General features: G+C 44.6%; 15 protein-coding genes. 8 read left to right on the forward strand and 7 right to left on the reverse strand.

Annotated features, from left to right (window positions below; genetic code table 11):
• Positions 1 to 181: 181 nt before the first annotated feature.
• Genes plsX through J7623_RS05785 form a run of 3 tightly spaced genes read right to left on the reverse strand, consistent with a single transcriptional unit; the run spans position 182 to position 1932 of the window.
• Positions 182 to 1135 (reverse strand): phosphate acyltransferase PlsX, encoded by a 954-nt coding sequence (gene plsX / locus J7623_RS05775; protein ID WP_291918368.1) that lies wholly within the window; start codon positions 1133 to 1135, stop codon positions 182 to 184.
• Between the two features lie 47 nt (positions 1136 to 1182).
• On the reverse strand, positions 1183 to 1377 hold the full coding sequence (rpmF, locus tag J7623_RS05780; RefSeq protein WP_079473289.1) for a 50S ribosomal protein L32: 195 nt from the start codon (positions 1375 to 1377) through the stop codon (positions 1183 to 1185).
• Between the two features lie 12 nt (positions 1378 to 1389).
• Positions 1390 to 1932: a DUF177 domain-containing protein gene (locus J7623_RS05785; protein WP_291918383.1), complete on the reverse strand. Its 543-nt coding sequence runs from the start codon at positions 1930 to 1932 to the stop codon at positions 1390 to 1392.
• A 247-nt stretch (positions 1933 to 2179) separates the two neighbouring features.
• Here J7623_RS05785 and J7623_RS05790 point away from each other — a divergent pair, with 247 nt between their 5' ends.
• Positions 2180 to 4618, forward strand: coding sequence for a PAS domain S-box protein (locus J7623_RS05790; protein WP_291918386.1), 2439 nt, complete (start codon positions 2180 to 2182; stop codon positions 4616 to 4618).
• On the opposite strand, the gene J7623_RS05795 is transcribed toward J7623_RS05790, so the two are convergent.
• Complete coding sequence (locus tag J7623_RS05795) at positions 4604 to 5482, reverse strand: fructosamine kinase family protein (protein WP_291918389.1); 879 nt, start codon at positions 5480 to 5482, stop codon at positions 4604 to 4606. The two genes, J7623_RS05790 and J7623_RS05795, sit on opposite strands and share 15 nt — an antisense overlap.
• 15 nt (positions 5483 to 5497) lie before the next feature.
• On the opposite strand from J7623_RS05795, the gene J7623_RS05800 reads away from it, so the two are divergent.
• The gene (locus tag J7623_RS05800) at positions 5498 to 6583 is read left to right on the forward strand and encodes a DUF3810 domain-containing protein (protein ID WP_291918392.1); all 1086 of its coding nucleotides are present in this window, start codon (positions 5498 to 5500) and stop codon (positions 6581 to 6583) included.
• Positions 6584 to 6672: 89 nt separating this feature from the next.
• Here the strand turns inward: J7623_RS05800 and J7623_RS05805 are convergent, their stop codons facing one another.
• A complete protein-coding gene (locus tag J7623_RS05805; RefSeq protein ID WP_291918394.1) occupies positions 6673 to 7620 on the reverse strand; it encodes an arginase in 948 nt (315 codons plus the stop codon).
• Positions 7621 to 7857: 237 nt separating this feature from the next.
• On the opposite strand from J7623_RS05805, the gene J7623_RS05810 reads away from it, so the two are divergent.
• The 4 genes from J7623_RS05810 to J7623_RS05825 all read left to right on the forward strand — a co-directional run bounded on the left by J7623_RS05810 (position 7858) and on the right by J7623_RS05825 (position 11843).
• Positions 7858 to 8997, forward strand: coding sequence for an acyl-CoA dehydrogenase (locus J7623_RS05810; RefSeq protein ID WP_291918398.1), 1140 nt, complete (start codon positions 7858 to 7860; stop codon positions 8995 to 8997).
• A gap of 117 nt (positions 8998 to 9114) precedes the next feature.
• A complete protein-coding gene (locus J7623_RS05815) occupies positions 9115 to 9804 on the forward strand; it encodes a YggS family pyridoxal phosphate-dependent enzyme (RefSeq protein WP_291918401.1) in 690 nt (229 codons plus the stop codon).
• Positions 9805 to 9808: 4 nt separating this feature from the next.
• Positions 9809 to 11059 carry a TlpA disulfide reductase family protein gene (locus tag J7623_RS05820; RefSeq protein WP_291918403.1) on the forward strand — a complete coding sequence of 417 codons (1251 nt, stop codon included), beginning with the start codon at positions 9809 to 9811 and terminating at the stop codon, positions 11057 to 11059.
• Positions 11060 to 11540: 481 nt separating this feature from the next.
• Entirely contained in the window at positions 11541 to 11843 is a 303-nt protein-coding gene (locus tag J7623_RS05825) for a YtxH domain-containing protein (protein WP_291918406.1), read from the forward strand.
• Between the two features lie 125 nt (positions 11844 to 11968).
• Here J7623_RS05825 and J7623_RS05830 read toward each other — a convergent pair whose 3' ends face one another.
• Positions 11969 to 12697: an SRPBCC family protein gene (locus J7623_RS05830; protein ID WP_291918409.1), complete on the reverse strand. Its 729-nt coding sequence runs from the start codon at positions 12695 to 12697 to the stop codon at positions 11969 to 11971.
• Between the two features lie 360 nt (positions 12698 to 13057).
• On the opposite strand from J7623_RS05830, the gene J7623_RS05835 reads away from it, so the two are divergent.
• Positions 13058 to 13915, forward strand: coding sequence for a DUF1080 domain-containing protein (locus tag J7623_RS05835; protein WP_291918412.1), 858 nt, complete (start codon positions 13058 to 13060; stop codon positions 13913 to 13915).
• Between the two features lie 231 nt (positions 13916 to 14146).
• Positions 14147 to 15367, forward strand: coding sequence for a DUF4272 domain-containing protein (locus tag J7623_RS05840; protein ID WP_291918415.1), 1221 nt, complete (start codon positions 14147 to 14149; stop codon positions 15365 to 15367).
• 73 nt (positions 15368 to 15440) lie between these two features.
• Here J7623_RS05840 and J7623_RS05845 read toward each other — a convergent pair whose 3' ends face one another.
• Positions 15441 to 16574 (reverse strand): hypothetical protein, encoded by a 1134-nt coding sequence (locus J7623_RS05845; RefSeq protein ID WP_291918419.1) that lies wholly within the window; start codon positions 16572 to 16574, stop codon positions 15441 to 15443.
• Positions 16575 to 16701: the final 127 nt, after the last annotated feature.

Raw genomic sequence — 16701 nt, forward strand, 5'->3', positions numbered from 1 at the left:
GCCGCATAATTTTTAAACGTTTAAAAAAAGTCTAACCTTTAGGGTGCACTTCATAGTAATTAAATAATCGCTTCTGTCAACCGCTTCAATAGCTTTTTGCTTTACGCTTTCTGCTTTCTGCTTCAAAAAAAAACCGCCCTGGCAAAGCCGGCGCGGTTTTTTAAATACTTTTTAGCCTTAATTACTGGGCATCTTTTGCTACAAAACTTTCCTTAATCTTCTCCAGCAGTTTGCTATCAATCATTTGTTGTGCCAGCTGTATCATGTTTTTAAATGCGGTTCCTTTGGAAATACCGTGACCAATGATCACTGGTTTGGAAACGCCTAAAACGGGAGTACCGCCGTATGATTCAGAATCAAATTTGTTGATGTAGTCATCATGAATATTGCGTTTTAACGCGATTTCATGGAATGATTCAGCCATCTTAAGAACGATGTTACCGGTAAAACCTTCACAAACGATTACATCTGCTTTTTCAGAGAAGATATCTCTACCTTCAATGTTGCCGATGAAATTAATTTGTTTGTTTTCTTTTAACAGCGGATAAGTGGCTTGCGCAAGGAGATTGCCTTTTCCTTCTTCTTCACCGATATTCAGTAAGCCGATCTTAGGATTGTTTACCTGGAGGATGTGCTTTGAATAGAGAGAACCCAGAAGAGCAAATTGCGCGAGGTTTTCAGGTTTGCAGTCGGCATTGATACCTACATCAAGCAAGAGGCCGTACGAGCCGTTTTCACGGGGTACCAGAGTAGATATAGTAGGACGTTGCACTCCATCTATGGCTTTAATGGAATAATAGGTGCCTACCATCATGGCGCCGGTGTTACCAGCACTGATGAAAGCATCTATTTTTTCATTTTTCAGTAAATGAAAACCGATAGAGATGGATGATTGTGGCTTCTCTTTCAGTGCCTTAGTAGGGTGTTCATCCATCCCAACTACCTGGGATGAATGAACAACTGAATATTTTGATTGGTCCAGCTGTGCTTCTGCTAATAAAGGAGCTAACTGTTGCTCGTCCCCTATCAAAACCAGATGCACATCAGATGCAACAGCGTCTAAATATAATTTTACTCCTTTTACTGCTTCTGTGGGCGCGAAATCGCCACCCATCATATCAAGCCCGATTCTCATGTAACTCAAGTTTGTCTTGTTAGCTTCGGGTAAAAATAGTAAAATAATTATTTAGCAGCGCTCTGTTTTTCCAACACTACTTTTCCTCTGTAGTACAGTTTGTTTTCCACCCAATGAGCACGGTGTCTCAGGTGCACTTCACCGGTTGCGCTGTCTGTGCTTAAAGTATCCGCTACCGCCTTATAATGCGTTCTTCTCTTTGCTGATCTTTGCTGAGAATGTCTGCGTTTAGGATTTGGCATTTTATTTAATTTTTAATTGTCCTTAAATTTATCCAATCCTTTCCAGATTGGGTTATCGTTTTCTTTTGCCTGCTGGTTCATCTGTTCCAGCATTTCAAGCACTTTCGGATTACACCCGCTTTTGCCATCGGCATTGTCAGGATGTATACGCTGCATTGGAATGCTCAAATGAATGAATTCGTAAATATAGTCCGCCACGTTTAAATGGCTTTCGGTCCTTAATATGTACGATACATCCGGATCTTCTTCGGTACTCGCCAGCTCTTCCGGGTTATCAACCAGTTTTACAATCTGGTTGAAATCATCCCATAACTGCATCTCGAAGGGCTCTCCACAACGGTCACATGTAACCGTTACTTTGCCGCCTATTTCAAATTTCAGCAAAAAGAAGTTACTCTTTTTGTCCAGGGTGAGATTTACAGTCGCCACACAGTTGCTGAAATCCTTCGGCTCTTCAAAATTATCAAAGAAACTATCTCCGATTGCATACTGAAATGAATGCACCCCTGGATTTAGTCCTACAAAGGCAATATCAAATTCGCGGAGTGGTTTCATATCAATATCCTCACTTTTAGAGGGATGCAAAGGTAATTAAATATTTGCAATTGCAAAAATTTCATAAATTTGTTCACTAACGATATCTTATTTATATATATATTTATATCATAAAATATCAGCCATATTGACGTGTGAGCATCCAGGCGTGAGGCGCAAAGGTACATAAATTGAGCTTAAACTTATGCCTGTTTTTCACAATTCATCCTATTTTAATTGAAAACCCGTATTCCCCATTTCACCCGGAATGATGAAGGCCACAGGAAGAAACAGTAAGAAAAAAACTGCTACTGGTAGTACCGGCATGCCATTAAATGGGGCCCCGGACATCTTTTCCCTGCCCATAACTGCCTGGCTTAACAGTACCAATGCCGGCATCTTGGTAACGAATGAGAAACACCGCTGCATTTGGGTAAATGATATCTTTTCACAATATATGGGTGGCCAAAGCCCCCTCCACCTTCCTTATACAGCCCTCATCCGCTTCTTTAAACCAATGGTAGCCAATTCCCTGCTACTGGAAGAAAAAATGAAGACCCTCCGCCGGGAAAAAAAGCCCTGGTTCGGCTGGGAAGTGCCCTTCTTAAACGGACAAATCTGGGAAATCACTTACCTGCCCGTTTTTAATGGCGACGACTTCAGAGGGGCTATCTGGCAGGCTATTGATGTTACCCGCCGTCACAACGGACAGGAAGAAATAAGGCGTAATGAAGAGAAATTCCGGGTAATGCTCAATAACCTCAACGCCGCCATGTGCGAAACAGACGTAAAAGGCAACATTACCCGCGTATACGAAAGCTTTTGCCGCCTCTCCGGCTACCAGGAAGAAGAACTGATTGGCCGCAATATCACCGACGTATTTGTGCCGGAAAGCAACCGCGCCTTTGCCCGCGCTCTCCGCAGGAAACGCCTCGAGGAAAATGTGCCGCTCGTATACGATATGGAAATAAAGCTGAAAGATGGATCCTCCCGCTGGATCCTTGCCAGCTCCGCCAATGTCTACGACCGCAACGGTCAGATCACCGGCGGCGCCGGCATCCACATGGATATCACTGATCAGAAAAAATTACAGCAGGAACTGGAAGAAGCCCGCCAACAGGCAGAAGAAGCCCGGCATGCACAAAAAGATTTCCTCGCCAGCATGAGCCACGAAATCCGTACACCTCTCAATGCCATCATCGGGATGGCACACCTGCTGGAAGAAACCAACCTGGACACACAACAAAAAGAATACGTCAATATCCTTAAACACTCTTCCGGCATACTGCTGGGCATTGTCAGTGATATTCTCGATATTTCCCGTATAGAAGCCGGGGAAATACAAACAAACCAGCGCGAATTCAACCTCCGCGAACTGATTCAATCACTCCGGCATACCTTTGAACTAAAACTGGGCCGCCGCCCCGTGAAAATAACCGCCGAACTGGACGCTAATCTCAATACTTGGCTGATTGGCGATGACGTGCTATTGAACCAAATATTAATCAATTTGTTAGGAAATGCAGAGAAGTTTACCAGCGAAGGTGCCATTGCGATCAAGGCTACCCAGGAAAGCTGGCAGGATAATAAACTCTGGATCCGCTTCCGGGTATGCGATACCGGTATAGGCATCCGGAAAGATAAATTGGAACTCATCTTCCGGAATTATAAACAAGCAGAAGGCGATATCCGTGAAATGTACGGTGGTACCGGTCTCGGACTGGCGATCGCTAAACAGTTGGTGGAATTCCAGGGAGGCAGCATTGGTGTAGAAGACGTCCCCGGATTTACTACTTGCTTTAGCTTCAATATCCCCTTTATGGATAGCCGCAGATTGCTGACCACCCCTACCGGCAAATTAAGCAGGAAATTACTGCAACGCTCCTTTGAAGCTGCCAGGGTATTTGTAGTGGAAGATAACCCGATGAACCTCCGCTACATTATGAGCCTGCTGGAAAAATATAAAATTAATTATCAGCTCGCCACCAATGGACCTGATGCAACCTATTTCCTGGAATCCCGGCAATACGACCTTATCCTCATGGATATCCGTATTCCCGGTATGAACGGATTGGAGCTGGCGCAGAAAATCAGGGCAGATGAAGAACAACCCAATGTAGCTACACCCGTAATTGCCACTACAGCAGTTGCCATGGAAGGAACAGCCACCATGGCACGGGCAGCAGGAATAACAGACATACTCACTAAACCTTACACACCGGATCAGCTATTACAGATTTTTAATAAATATCTCAACGAAGACGAAACAGAACTAATAATGGAAGAAGTGCAGAACTTAAGTGGATTCGAGTTCAACAACGATTTGGATGTAAAGTACCTCACAGATCTCTATGAGAGTAATATTTCCTATGCCGCTGACCTGTTTGAAATTTTTATCAGAACCATCCGCGAGGAAATCGCCAAACTTAGTGAAATGGTCGATCAACGCGAATGGGAAAAAATGAAATTCCAGGTGCACAAACTCAAGCCCAACTTTGCTATGGTAGGCCTCACCTGGATCAGCGCCAAAATGCAGGAACTGGAAAACCACCTCCGCATTAACCAGGAATTATACAGCGCGGATATTGCCCGCCTTTTTAACGAAATTCAGGAAGATGTCAACAAATATTATCCACTGGTAGAAGAAGAATACGGCAAAATGCGTGAGTTTATTGATACACGCGGCGAAGAATCAGTAGGACTCTAAAATCTCCCGGATACTGTTATAATAATTCCCTCCAAATAAAATCATATGCACCATCAACGGATATAACTGGCAGATGCCTATCCGTTGTTGCCACCCCGGCAACAATGGGTAGGCTGCCTGGTAGGCATAATAGAAACGGGTGTCAAAACCGCCGAAAAGCCGCGTCATCGCCAGATCCATCTCCCTATGACCATAATATACCGCCGGATCAAACACACAAGCCTTCCCGTTGGCTCCCACCATAAAATTCCCCGACCATAAATCTCCGTGTAACAACGCCGGCACTTCTGCCGGAAATAATTGCGGTAACCGCTTGCACAACGATTCTACCTGCTGCACCATTTGCTTATCTGCTATCTGCTGGTCGTACGCCATCCGGATCAGTGGCAGCAACCGGTTGAACGCATAAAATACAGACCAGCTGCTATAAGGCGTATTATATTGTTTTAACGTGCCCAGGTAATTAGGGCCCGGGTTGCCAAAATGAGGCCTGGTAATACGATGCTGCTTTGCGAGAGATATAGCAAAATCTTCCCAGAAATCTCCCACAGCCTGCCCCTTTGTCAAAAATTCCAGCATCAGGTAAGCACGCCCATTCACGGAACCATAAGCCAGTGGCTTCGGGACAGGCAATGCCTTCGCTCCCTGTAATTCCAGTAACCCCGCATATTCCTGCGCAAACATATCCGGATAAAGCTTCGCATCATTCAGCTTCACAAAGAAATATCCCTCGTTGGTGGCTATACGAAAAGATTCGTTAATATCGCCGCCATGAACGGTTTTTGCATCATTTATATGTACTTTTACCTTCAATTGTTCGGAAAGCGCCGCACTTAATTGTTTTTGTAGAATTTCATCTATCATGTTCTGCCACATTATATGGAGACAAAAGCCCTGATTAAAAAGAAAATTGTCCGTATTGTACTAACACTTACGGCTATACTGTTGTTAAAAGGATTTTTCGCCTGGAGTAACCGCTTCAGCGATTTCTACTTCCATAGGTGGTATGAGTGGAGTAGTATGACGTTCAGACAAGTAACAGGTATAGTGCCATTTAGCATTGGTGATGTAATATATACCGCCTGGATTATTGGAGGAATATTTTATTTGTTAAAACTATGTTATAAAGTCATTCGCCTCCGTTGGGAACAGGTTGGTTTACAACTACTACGGGGTATACATTTTCTATTATCACTGTACCTCGCCTTCCTGGTACTGTGGGGATATAATTACCAGCGCAATTCCCTCACCATCGATACCGGCCTGGTAACCGGCCATTACAACACACAGCAACTGTACCAACTGTCAGATACCCTCCTTCGCCTCGTGAACCAGGATAAAGCCAATACCGGCGATACCCTCCACGCTATGAAGGCAGATACTGCCGGGCAACCTGTTTTCGCCAAAGCTATAGCCGCTTACGAGTCCGCTGCCAAAACCTGGCCCGCCCTGCGTTACCGCCATCCCAGTGTTAAACGTACGCTGTACGGCCATTGGCTCAACTACATCGGTATTACCGGCTATCTCAACCCCTTCACCAATGAAGCACAGGTAAATACTACCACACCCGCTGTATTGCAGCCTTATATTACTTGTCATGAAATAGCGCATCAGCTGGGATACGCCCCGGAAGAAGAAGCTAATTTTGTTGGGTACCTGGCCGCCACCAGCATTCCGGATAGCCATTTCCGTTATGCTGCCAATTTTGATATGTTTATGTATAGCGTAAGACAACTGGGGCAACGGGATACTACCCTCGCAAAAAGTATCTGGAACAGGGCAGTACCCGGCGTAAAAGCAGATCATAAAGCCATCATCGACTTCTATGAACCCTATACCGGCAAAGTGGATGAATACTCCGCCATCCTCTATGATAAATACCTGAAGGCCAATCAGCAGGAAAAAGGCATTCGCAGTTATAGCGAAGTAACCACCTGGCTGATGGCGTATTTCAAAATCCGCTAGTTGCCAGTTAGCAGTTAGCAGTTGGACTAAAGCGAATATCCGGAACGATGATGTTTAGCTACTAAAAGCTAATGGCTAATAGCTAACAGCTAGTTCATCATCAGCACGTTCACACTCCGCTGCAGGATATTAAAGGCAATTTCTGCCATCAGGTTCTCACGATCCAGCGTAGGATTTACCTCTGTGATTTCAAAGCAGCAGATTTTGCGATGCTGCATGAATTTGGCAATCAGATCTTCCGCTTCCCTTTCTCTTAAGCCATTACTAACCGGTGTACCCGTGCCTTTGGAAATAGACGCATCCAGGCTATCCACGTCAAAGGAAACATAAATGTATTCACAATCACTCAGGTAACGGAATACGGATCGGGAAATATTCTCCGGTCCCTTACGGCGTACTTCGCTGGTGGTAATCACCTTCATGCCGTATTGCTTGATCAGGTAGTCTTCTTCCTTCTCGAAATCCCGCAGGGAAATGAATACGATGTCTTCCGGTAACACCTTCGGTGCTATTTTACCGATGTTCTTCAACGCATTCCACATCCTCGCTGTATTCTCATCAATATCATGCACTTTGCAGTCCATGTTATCCTCTGCAATGGCGGTAGCCAGTGGCATCCCATGCATATTGCCGGAAGGAGTAGTGTAAGGCGTGTGCAGGTCGGCGTGTGCATCTATCCAGATCACTCCCAGTTTGGCTTTAGGGTGTGCCATTTTCAGCCCGGCAATAGTAGCCCCGGCGGTACTGTGGTCACCGGAAAGTAATACCGGGAACCAGTTGGCTTTTACTGTTTCTGCTACACTCTTGCTGATACGCTCATACATATTGAAGGTACCCTTGATTCTTTTGGCATAGGGCGATTCAATAGGTTCAAATAACAGCTTATTTTCCGTTTCAATTGCTTCGGTGGGGAAGTGCACAAAAAAGTTGCTCATGAAGTCCAGTGCAGCTATTTTAATAGCGTCTACGCCTAAACTGGCGCCCCGGGTTCCGGCTCCGATTTCTGATTTAACTTCTATTATTTTGATATTCTTCATAAACACATCATTATAGGCAAGCTACAGGATTTTAAGTGAACGCCCAAAGCAGTGTACCTTGTAATGGTGAAAAATTGGTATATATTAACTGAACCAAATCCAATACAGTAGCGTTATCGTAGCGATTTGTTCAATATTTTCCCAATTCTGGTTGACAATGTTGAATTTTATCCGGCCCATTTTTTTACGTCCTGATTTCTCAATAATTTGAGAGGATTACATTATAAAAATATAACCATGGATTTTCAATTGACGGAAGAGCATCTGATGATACAAAAGGCGGCGCGTGATTTCGCTATCAACGAGCTGCTGCCAGGTGTAATAGAAAGAGATGAACACCAGAAATTTCCTGCCGAACAAATCAAGAAACTCGGAGAACTGGGCTTTTTAGGTATGATGGTAGATCCTAAGTACGGGGGAGCAGGTCTGGACGCCATTTCTTATGTACTGGCAATGGAAGAAATTTCCAAGATAGATGCTTCCGCTTCTGTGGTCATGAGTGTAAATAATTCATTGGTATGCTGGGGCCTCGAAACCTTCGGCACCGAAGAACAAAAGCAAAAATACCTGGTGCCACTGGCTTCCGGTCAAATAATAGGGGCTTTTATGCTGAGTGAGCCGGAAGCCGGTTCTGACGCCACTTCTCAGCGTACTACTGCCGAAGATAAAGGAGATCATTACCTGCTGAACGGTACCAAAAACTGGATCACCAATGGTAACTCTGCCAGCGTTTACCTGGTGATGGCCCAAACCCATCCTGAAAAAGGTAGCAAAGGTATTAACGCCCTGATCGTAGAAAAGAATATGCCAGGGGTTACTATCGGCGCCAAGGAAAACAAACTCGGTATCCGCGGCAGCGATACACACAGCGTGATGTTCCAGGATGTAGTAGTACCTAAGGAAAACAGGATTGGAGAAGATGGCTTCGGGTTTAAATTTGCCATGAAAACCCTGGCGGGCGGCCGTATTGGGATTGCTTCCCAGGCATTGGGTATCGCCAGTGGCGCTTATGAACTGGCACTGAAATATTCCCAGGAAAGAAAAGCATTCGGTAAAGAAATATCCCAGCACCAGGCGATCCAGTTCAAACTGGCAGATATGGCTACCCGCATAGAAGCTTCCCGCTTGTTATGCCTCAAAGCCGCCTGGGAAAAGGACCAACACCTGGATTACACGCTCAGCAGCTCCATGGCGAAAGTGTTTTCTTCTGAAACGGCGATGTGGGTAACCACAGAAGCAGTACAGGTACACGGCGGATATGGCTACGTAAAAGAATACCACGTAGAACGCCTCATGCGGGATGCTAAAATTACCCAGATATATGAAGGTACGTCTGAAGTACAGCGTATCGTGATCAGCCGGTCTATCTTAGGATAGCAGAAAGCAGAAAGCAAAAAGCTATTGTAGCGAGTGATTAAAGCGTATATCCGCAGTGATCACTCGCTACAATAGCTTTTTGCTTTCTGCTTTCCGCTTTCTGCTTATCTTTGGCTGATGGCAATCAACATAGCAGCATACCAACAGATCATATCCGAACTGCAACCTTTCCATGCGCAACTGGTGGCCGTTTCCAAAACGAAACCAGTAGTAGACATTGCAGCGTTTTATGAAGCAGGGCAAAGGGTTTTCGGGGAAAATTACGTACAGGAGTTAGTCGAAAAACAGGCTGTTTTACCGGCAGATATAACATGGCATTTTATTGGTCACCTGCAATCCAATAAAGTGAAATTTATAGCGCCATTTGTACATACCATCCATGCAGTAGATAGTTTAAAACTATTGCAGGAAATCAACAAACAGGCCGCTAAACATCAGCGGATTATCCATTGCCTGCTACAGGTACATATTGCAGCGGAAGAAACCAAGTTTGGGTTAGATGAGCAGGAGTTACAGCAACTGCTCCAGGCATACGCCGCAGACCCGGCCGCATTTGCTGCTGTTCGTATTGCCGGTATGATGGGGATGGCCACCAACACCACCAACGAAGCACAGGTCCGTAAAGAGTTCCACCAGCTCCACCAGTTATTCGGATCTGTTAAAACCACTTATTTTAACAACGAAGCGTACTTTAAAGAACTGTCCATTGGCATGAGCGCTGATTATCCCATCGCCCTGCAGGAGGGAAGCACGATGGTTCGTATCGGTAGCCTGCTATTTGGAGAAAGGAACTATTCACAAAAGTAGTATTATGAAAAAATTTTGGATCTATTGCCTTACAGGTATTGGGTTAGCTGCCTGCAATAACGGCAACGCCATGAAATACCTGGCCGATGGTGTATGGCAGGCAAAACTTCACCGCAAAGATGGCGCCGACATCGTTTTCAACTTCGACGTAAAAAATGCCAACGGTAAATCTACGCTCTATGTTATCAATGCCACCGATAAACTGTTAGTAGATGAAGTCACCACGAAAGGCGACTCCGTGTTTATTAAAATGCCCTTCTTTGATTCTGAATTCAAAGCCCGTTTAATTACCAACAAGCAGCTCGAAGGCGAGTGGATCAGGCACCTGGCAGATAAAGACGTAAGCATTCCTTTTACTGCAGTGGCAGGAAATGCAGAACGCTTTGCAGTGAAAACACCCTCCACCGCCAATGTTTCCGGCCGCTGGGTGACACAGTTCGTATCTGCAAAAGATAAAGATAAAACGCCTTCCACCGCTATCGGAGAGTTTAAGCAATCAGGGAATATTGTGCATGGTACTTTCCTCACTACTACCGGCGATTATCGCTTCCTGGATGGGGTGGTTGACGGAGATACCCTTCGTCTCTCTACTTTCGACGGCTCACATGCCTACCTGTTCACCGCCCTGGTAGGAAAAGATAGTATCACCAATGGCCGCTTCTATGCTGGTATTGGTGATGGCCTCGAAAACTGGTCGGCTGTAAAAAATGATACGGCTACTTTGCCGGATGAAAGAACGATTGCCACTATGAAACCAGGTCAGCAACAACTGGATTTCACCTTCCCGGATCTGAATGGACATAAGGTGAGCCTTAAAGATGATCGGTTTAAAAATAAGGTAGTCATCATCACACTCATGGGTTCCTGGTGTCCTAACTGTATGGACGAAACCGGCTTCCTGAGCAAGTGGCATGAAAAAAATAAACACCGTGGAGTAGAAGTAATAGGCCTGGCTTACGAACGTACTACAGACTTTGAAAAGTCAAAGAAAAGCCTGGAAAATTTCCTCAAACGTTTCAATGTAAACTACCCGGTGCTTATTACAGGTGTAACACCAGGTGATCCGGACAAAGGAGAGAAGACACTGCCACAACTCACTGGTATCAAGGGTTTCCCAACCACTATCTTTATCGATAGGAAAGGGAATGTGCAGGAAGTACATACCGGTTTTTCCGGCCCCGGTACCGGCGAACACTACGAACAGTTCCAGGCAGATTTCAACCGGCTGGTATCCGGCATGCTGGACGAAATATAGCCTTAAATACACATGATGTTTTTAATAAAATGATCGCAATTTCATAATATATAGTAATTGTATAATATGTTTGCGCTATAGCTAAATCCCCGCTGGAATTGACTTTCGGCGGGGATTTACTTTTTAATAAAATTTATTATTTCATTTCTTTCAATAAAGTTTGAAAAATACGAGAATGTAATTATTTTACTGCTCCGTTTGACTTTTATAAATTCCATTATCTAATACGCTTATCTTATCCACCTGCCGGGACAATGTCAACTCTGATATTGTCCTGGATAGCGTTTCCACTGATGTTTTACGTTATTGAAACTTATCTTTAGACTTCTTTAATAGCAGGTGGTTTTTCTTCCCCTTTGGTTTAATAACATTTCTTTAAGACAGCTACCGGCTGTACTGGCCTGATATTTGAAAAATTCGTTTTCAAGTGTGAATGAACTACGCACCGCAATCATTTGTTAAACCATAAAATCCAGTAACTATGTCTACCACGAAATTTTTAGCTGGCGCCATAGCCGGGTTAACTACCGGATTAGTAATCGGGTTATTGACAGCACCGGATAGCGGCGATAGAACCCGCAAAAAAATCAAAACAAAAGCAGATGACTGGCGCCATAAAATCAATGGCCTTGTAAGAAAAAACGGAGAAGACTTATCGGAGCTGAAAGAGGTATTTGAACATGAAATCAGCGGTTTACAGGATGATGTTCGTGAGCGGGTATTGAAACTGATCAATAAAAGCCAGGGAACCTTTAACAGGTTTAAAAAGGAAGCACTGTCGTAGAGCAGAAAGCATAAAGCATAAAGCAAAAAGCTATTGTAGCGGGTGAATAGAGCGGATATTGTCTACGCTTTCATCACTCGCTATAATAGCTTTTTGCTTTATGCTTTATGCTTTCAGCCCTTCTGCTATCCCGCTATTTCCCCAGTCTCCATATAATTCTTAAAGCGCCTTACGTCTTTTACAATCATATTTTCGAAGGCGGGGTTCAATAGCCAGGCCAGCCCGGAGCCTACATAGCCGGCCGGTGGCCGGTAAGTAATCATCACATCTATTTCAGTACCACCATTAAAGGTTTCACGAAAAGTAATTCTACCGGCTGTGGCTATCGATGATCCTGGCAGGGAACGCCAGCCAATAATTTCTCCGGGTACTTCTTTCACTATTTCAGCATCCCATTCCAGCGTACCAATTCCTCCGGGACCCTTTACGATCCAGTGCGAATGAAACGGATCCGTTTCTTCAACAGATTGCAGGTGCTTCATAAACACCGGCAGATTGCTTAATTGCCGCCAGAAATAATACACTTCTTCCTTTGGATTATCAATACTGACAGAAGTACGGATATTTACAGACGCAGTATGCCGGTCTGGTTTTCTTTTGCCCATAAGCCCGTTAATCAGGTCATTGCCACTAATACCCCGGTACAATAAATAACCGGCGCCTAAGAGCTTTAAAAGGCTGGCCACAGGGCTTTTATCTATTTTGCTGATAGCATTGCCTACCAGCCATGCACCTGTGAAAATAGATACAATTCTACCTTCAGCCGTTACATTAATGATGTTCGAACTTTCGTATAAGGAGCCCGCTTTAGGTTGTTCTGCGTAACGATCGTGTTGTTGAGTTAAGGAATTCATATATACAGTTTGGGGAACCCACAGCTAAAACCCTGCACTTTTGTGTAAATGTATTTAACTGTTTGATATTTAGTGAGATAGATACGCACTTCATTCACTCGTTCCTGTGGCACATCCGGCACGGTGCGTATTTTCTTACACACTTGCTATTGATAAGAAGCCTGTAATGTTTCAAAAATAGCACGGCCCCAGTTTGGCGCCAGTGCATTGGCCGGTTTAAAAGCGGCAAACTTGGTCGCCGTAATATCTTCTACAAACCGTGCGCGTTTTTTACCACCACCGAAAATATATGCCAGCTGTTAATCAGCTTGGATATCTCTGCAGTATCTGCTATCTTAACCGGTCAAATCAAAAGAATATATGAAAAAAGCACTAACCGCGTTATTGTTACTCGCCGGATTGCACAGTTCCGCGCAAAAGGAAATTGCCCCCAACAAATGGCTCAAACTGTTCAATGGCAAAGACCTCACAGGATGGGATGTAAAAATAACAGGGCATGACCTCAACGATAATTTCGGTAATACCTTTCGCGTAGACAGCGGCATGATGAAAGTGTCCTACGATCAGTATGATGATTTCAATGGCCAGTATGGTCACATCTTCTATAATAAAAATTTCTCCGCTTACCTCGTCGTGGTTGAATACAAGTTTACCGGTGAACAGGTAAAAGGCGGCCCCGGATGGGCTTATCGTAACAGCGGTATCATGCTTCATGGCCAAACGGCTGCCAGCATGAAAAAAGACCAGGACTTCCCCATTTCCCTGGAAGATCAGTTGTTGGGAGGAAATGGCAAAGACCCGCGTTCTACGTCTAATCTCTGCACCCCGGGTACTAACGTAGTCATGAATGGTAAACTCATCACCGACCACTGTATCAGCTCTACTTCCAAAACTTACCAGGGTGATGTGTGGGTACATGCAGAAGCACTCGTACTGCGCGACTCCGTCATTAAACACATTGTGGGTCACGATACTGTAATCGTATACAATAAACCACAGGTAGGCGGTGGATCTGTATCTCATGCAGATCCAAGCCTGTTGCAGGATGGCCGCTTAATAAGCGAAGGCTCAATTTCCCTGCAGAGTGAAAGCCATCCTGTGGCATTTAGAAAAGTAGAACTGTTCGATCTTTCCCCTTATGTAAATGACCCTGTTAAACTGAATAAAATCCTGCATATGCTGCAACATCGTGCAGACGGTAAAAAGAAGGGTAAATAATAATACTACTATGACGGTGAGGCCTTGGTGGTCTTGGCGGTCTGGGTGGCCGGGGTGGTAAACAGCCGGCTGCCAGCAGTAATGCGCAGACAGCCAGGGCTGGCAAGGTTTTTCTTTTCATCACTTCCTGGTTTATAATGAATAGGATTGCTACTGATACGCCAAAGTCAGGCAAATCCGATACCATATTTGTTGGCTTTAAGTTACCTTTGACCCCTCGAAAAAAACAGCATGGAAAATTGTACCCTCTATACACACGAGATAGACATGGAGAAAGTGTTGACCCGCACGCGGGCGCACTTTGGAGAGAAAGCGGTAAAAGTAACAGGCCCGGAACATCACTGGGAACAGTTAACTATTACTTCCGGGAAAAAACTATTGCGTAAAGGAAATACCCTTACCATCAGATATCGTCAGCGTGCTATTCCCGGTTATCAGCTGGTAAGAAACGATGACCCGGTGACCACTAACCTGTTGGGGATGCATGGTTTTATACAGCAACTGCCCGCAGAAAATTCCAGGTTACAGGAACTCTTACTGGCCAAAGTGGCTACCATCAATACGGAAATCATTTTTCTCGCGGAACCTGCTTTTAATGGAGACCTTAGAACTGCGGTGATGGACCTCGCGCAGGAACTGGATGGTTTCTTCTTTTGCGAAAAGAATTTCATTTTCGATACAGATGTACAAGGATTCTGGGATAAAACAGGTGCTTTGCTACTTGATGTAAACGGACATTCAACGGCTACCAATCTCACCGTCAATATCAACGCCGTTTACTTCGATAACCAGGAAGCTCCTTCTGACGCAGCTACTGCCAGAAAACAAAAAAGTATCGCTCAGTTGAAACAGCTGCAGGTGAAAACAACACCTAACCTGCCAGTGATCACGGATGAAAGCCAGGTAACGCTTCGTTCCGTCAGGGAAGTGGCGGAGCGTGTAGCCGTACTCGCCGCCGTAAATGCCGTGGCATTCGATTATCTCGAAGGTGACACCGTGATCAGTTATTTACAGCAACATCAACTCTGGGATAAAACCACCCCTGCTGAAAAAGCATTCCTGGCAGATCCACAGGAAGAGCAGAAAACAAGGGAAACCTGGAAGTGTGAAGATATTTGGGTGCTGCTGTGGGCGTTGAATAAAGTGCCTTCCCTCGGAGAAATGGATACACTTTGCAACCTGGACATGGTACCAGAAGCAGAATTCCCTTTCCGTGGTTTGGATAGCGATCCTGCTGTATTTCTTGCAGGCGCCACTTCATTGCGTACTGCCGGTGATATACTCGATGCCAACGATTTGTATTATCGTGCTAACTGGGCCTGTGTAGATGCCCGTTTGAAAGGAGAAGAAGCACCGGTGCATCCCGGCATTGTATACGAAAGGCACTACGCCTTAAATTGGTTGATTAACTACAGAGAACAGCCATGGGATGACGTGAGCTGTGATACCTGATTGATAGCAATAATTAAGAAGGGGGAAGAAACAGTTGTTTCTTTCTCCCTTCTTAATTATTGTTGAAAGTATTTTATTTACTCCGCTGTTTATTCTCCACTTGTAAGGCTTCTACTTTTTTGTTCAACTCAATAATATACAATGTGAGTTCTTCTACTTTCTGTAACAATTTGCTGTTCATTTCTCCAAGGTCAACGCCATCTTTTTTCACTTCTTCAGCAGCAGGAATACCTGGCAGGTGTTGGTGAGTTTGCACATATTGCTCAAGCTCCGCTAAGCTGGGTAATTCATATCCCGCATGGAATACGTAGTCTGGCCAGTTGGCAAAGTCTTTTACTTTAATACGGGTAAATATGCCACTGCCATTTACCGCCAGTTTATAGCCTTTGGTATCTGTAGTACCAATACCTAAACTACCATTGGCTTTAAGTAGCAGAAGATTTTGTCCATATGAGTTAACGGCCAGCACATTGTTTTTAGTGAGTGGCGTATTGCCTTTGCTTCTACCATCCAGTACAACTGCAGCAGCATATTCATCTCCGGAGGCAGGTACGATATCATCGGATTCACCATTCAACATAATGCCGAAAGGTCGGCCAGCAGAATAGCCGCGTCCAACAATTGCGGGTATGTAGGCTCCTGTGGCGTTAGTAGCATTTACAATACTCAGGCAAGCATCCGAGATAGGAATATTTTCCTGAGAGAATTTAGCGAAGCTGAGCGCTGTCGCTTGAGGTGCGCTGACATGTAATCTACAGGCCGGGGTCGCCAGACCAATACCGACACTTCCCATATTATTGATTCTCATTCTTTCTGTTAGGTCTGTTGCCAGCAAACCAGTAGAGGTAGAAAAAACAAGATCCATACCCTGTATCAATGCATTGTCCGGGGCATAACGATTAATCCGCTCAGCCCTGATCCGTGCACCAATTTGATTGGGGGTATTATCGCGGTAGGTATGAAAATCGATATTGTAGCCACCAGGAACACCTCCCACTGGAACAGCCAGTTTCCCGGGATCTCCGGCAAAACCAATCCGAATAGCCGAACTATCCAGTAGCGATGAGATGGCAATATGCAATTTGCTTGTAGGCGCAGTGGTACCAATACCAACGTTCCCAGAAGTTTCCAGCTTATTACTATAGGTTTGACTAAACGATGTTGCAGCAAACAACAAGCTGACACTCGCTAAAAAAGTGAATTTCATGTATAGAGATTTTTAAAAAAATAGAATGAGGTAATAGTTGATATAGGTTTACGGGTTAACTCGTTTACAGAGCGAATATAAAGTAAAAAAGCATCCCTTTTACAAAAAAAGGATGCTTTTTAGGTAG

The sequence above is a fragment of the Chitinophaga sp. genome (assembly GCF_017745275.1).
Classification (GTDB): domain Bacteria; phylum Bacteroidota; class Bacteroidia; order Chitinophagales; family Chitinophagaceae; genus Chitinophaga.

Coding starts and splice junctions, on each gene's coding strand:
- J7623_RS05845 (WP_291918419.1), bottom strand. CDS start 16,574: ATGAAATTCACTTTTTTAGCGAGTGTCAGCTTGTTGTTTGCTGCAACA.
- J7623_RS05795 (WP_291918389.1), bottom strand. CDS start 5,482: ATGATAGATGAAATTCTACAAAAACAATTAAGTGCGGCGCTTTCCGAA.
- J7623_RS05820 (WP_291918403.1), top strand. CDS start 9,809: ATGAAAAAATTTTGGATCTATTGCCTTACAGGTATTGGGTTAGCTGCC.
- plsX (WP_291918368.1), bottom strand. CDS start 1,135: ATGAGAATCGGGCTTGATATGATGGGTGGCGATTTCGCGCCCACAGAA.
- J7623_RS05840 (WP_291918415.1), top strand. CDS start 14,147: ATGGAAAATTGTACCCTCTATACACACGAGATAGACATGGAGAAAGTG.
- J7623_RS05790 (WP_291918386.1), top strand. CDS start 2,180: ATGATGAAGGCCACAGGAAGAAACAGTAAGAAAAAAACTGCTACTGGT.
- J7623_RS05815 (WP_291918401.1), top strand. CDS start 9,115: ATGGCAATCAACATAGCAGCATACCAACAGATCATATCCGAACTGCAA.
- J7623_RS05835 (WP_291918412.1), top strand. CDS start 13,058: ATGAAAAAAGCACTAACCGCGTTATTGTTACTCGCCGGATTGCACAGT.
- J7623_RS05830 (WP_291918409.1), bottom strand. CDS start 12,697: ATGAATTCCTTAACTCAACAACACGATCGTTACGCAGAACAACCTAAA.
- J7623_RS05805 (WP_291918394.1), bottom strand. CDS start 7,620: ATGAAGAATATCAAAATAATAGAAGTTAAATCAGAAATCGGAGCCGGA.
- J7623_RS05810 (WP_291918398.1), top strand. CDS start 7,858: ATGGATTTTCAATTGACGGAAGAGCATCTGATGATACAAAAGGCGGCG.
- J7623_RS05785 (WP_291918383.1), bottom strand. CDS start 1,932: ATGAAACCACTCCGCGAATTTGATATTGCCTTTGTAGGACTAAATCCA.
- rpmF (WP_079473289.1), bottom strand. CDS start 1,377: ATGCCAAATCCTAAACGCAGACATTCTCAGCAAAGATCAGCAAAGAGA.
- J7623_RS05800 (WP_291918392.1), top strand. CDS start 5,498: ATGGAGACAAAAGCCCTGATTAAAAAGAAAATTGTCCGTATTGTACTA.
- J7623_RS05825 (WP_291918406.1), top strand. CDS start 11,541: ATGTCTACCACGAAATTTTTAGCTGGCGCCATAGCCGGGTTAACTACC.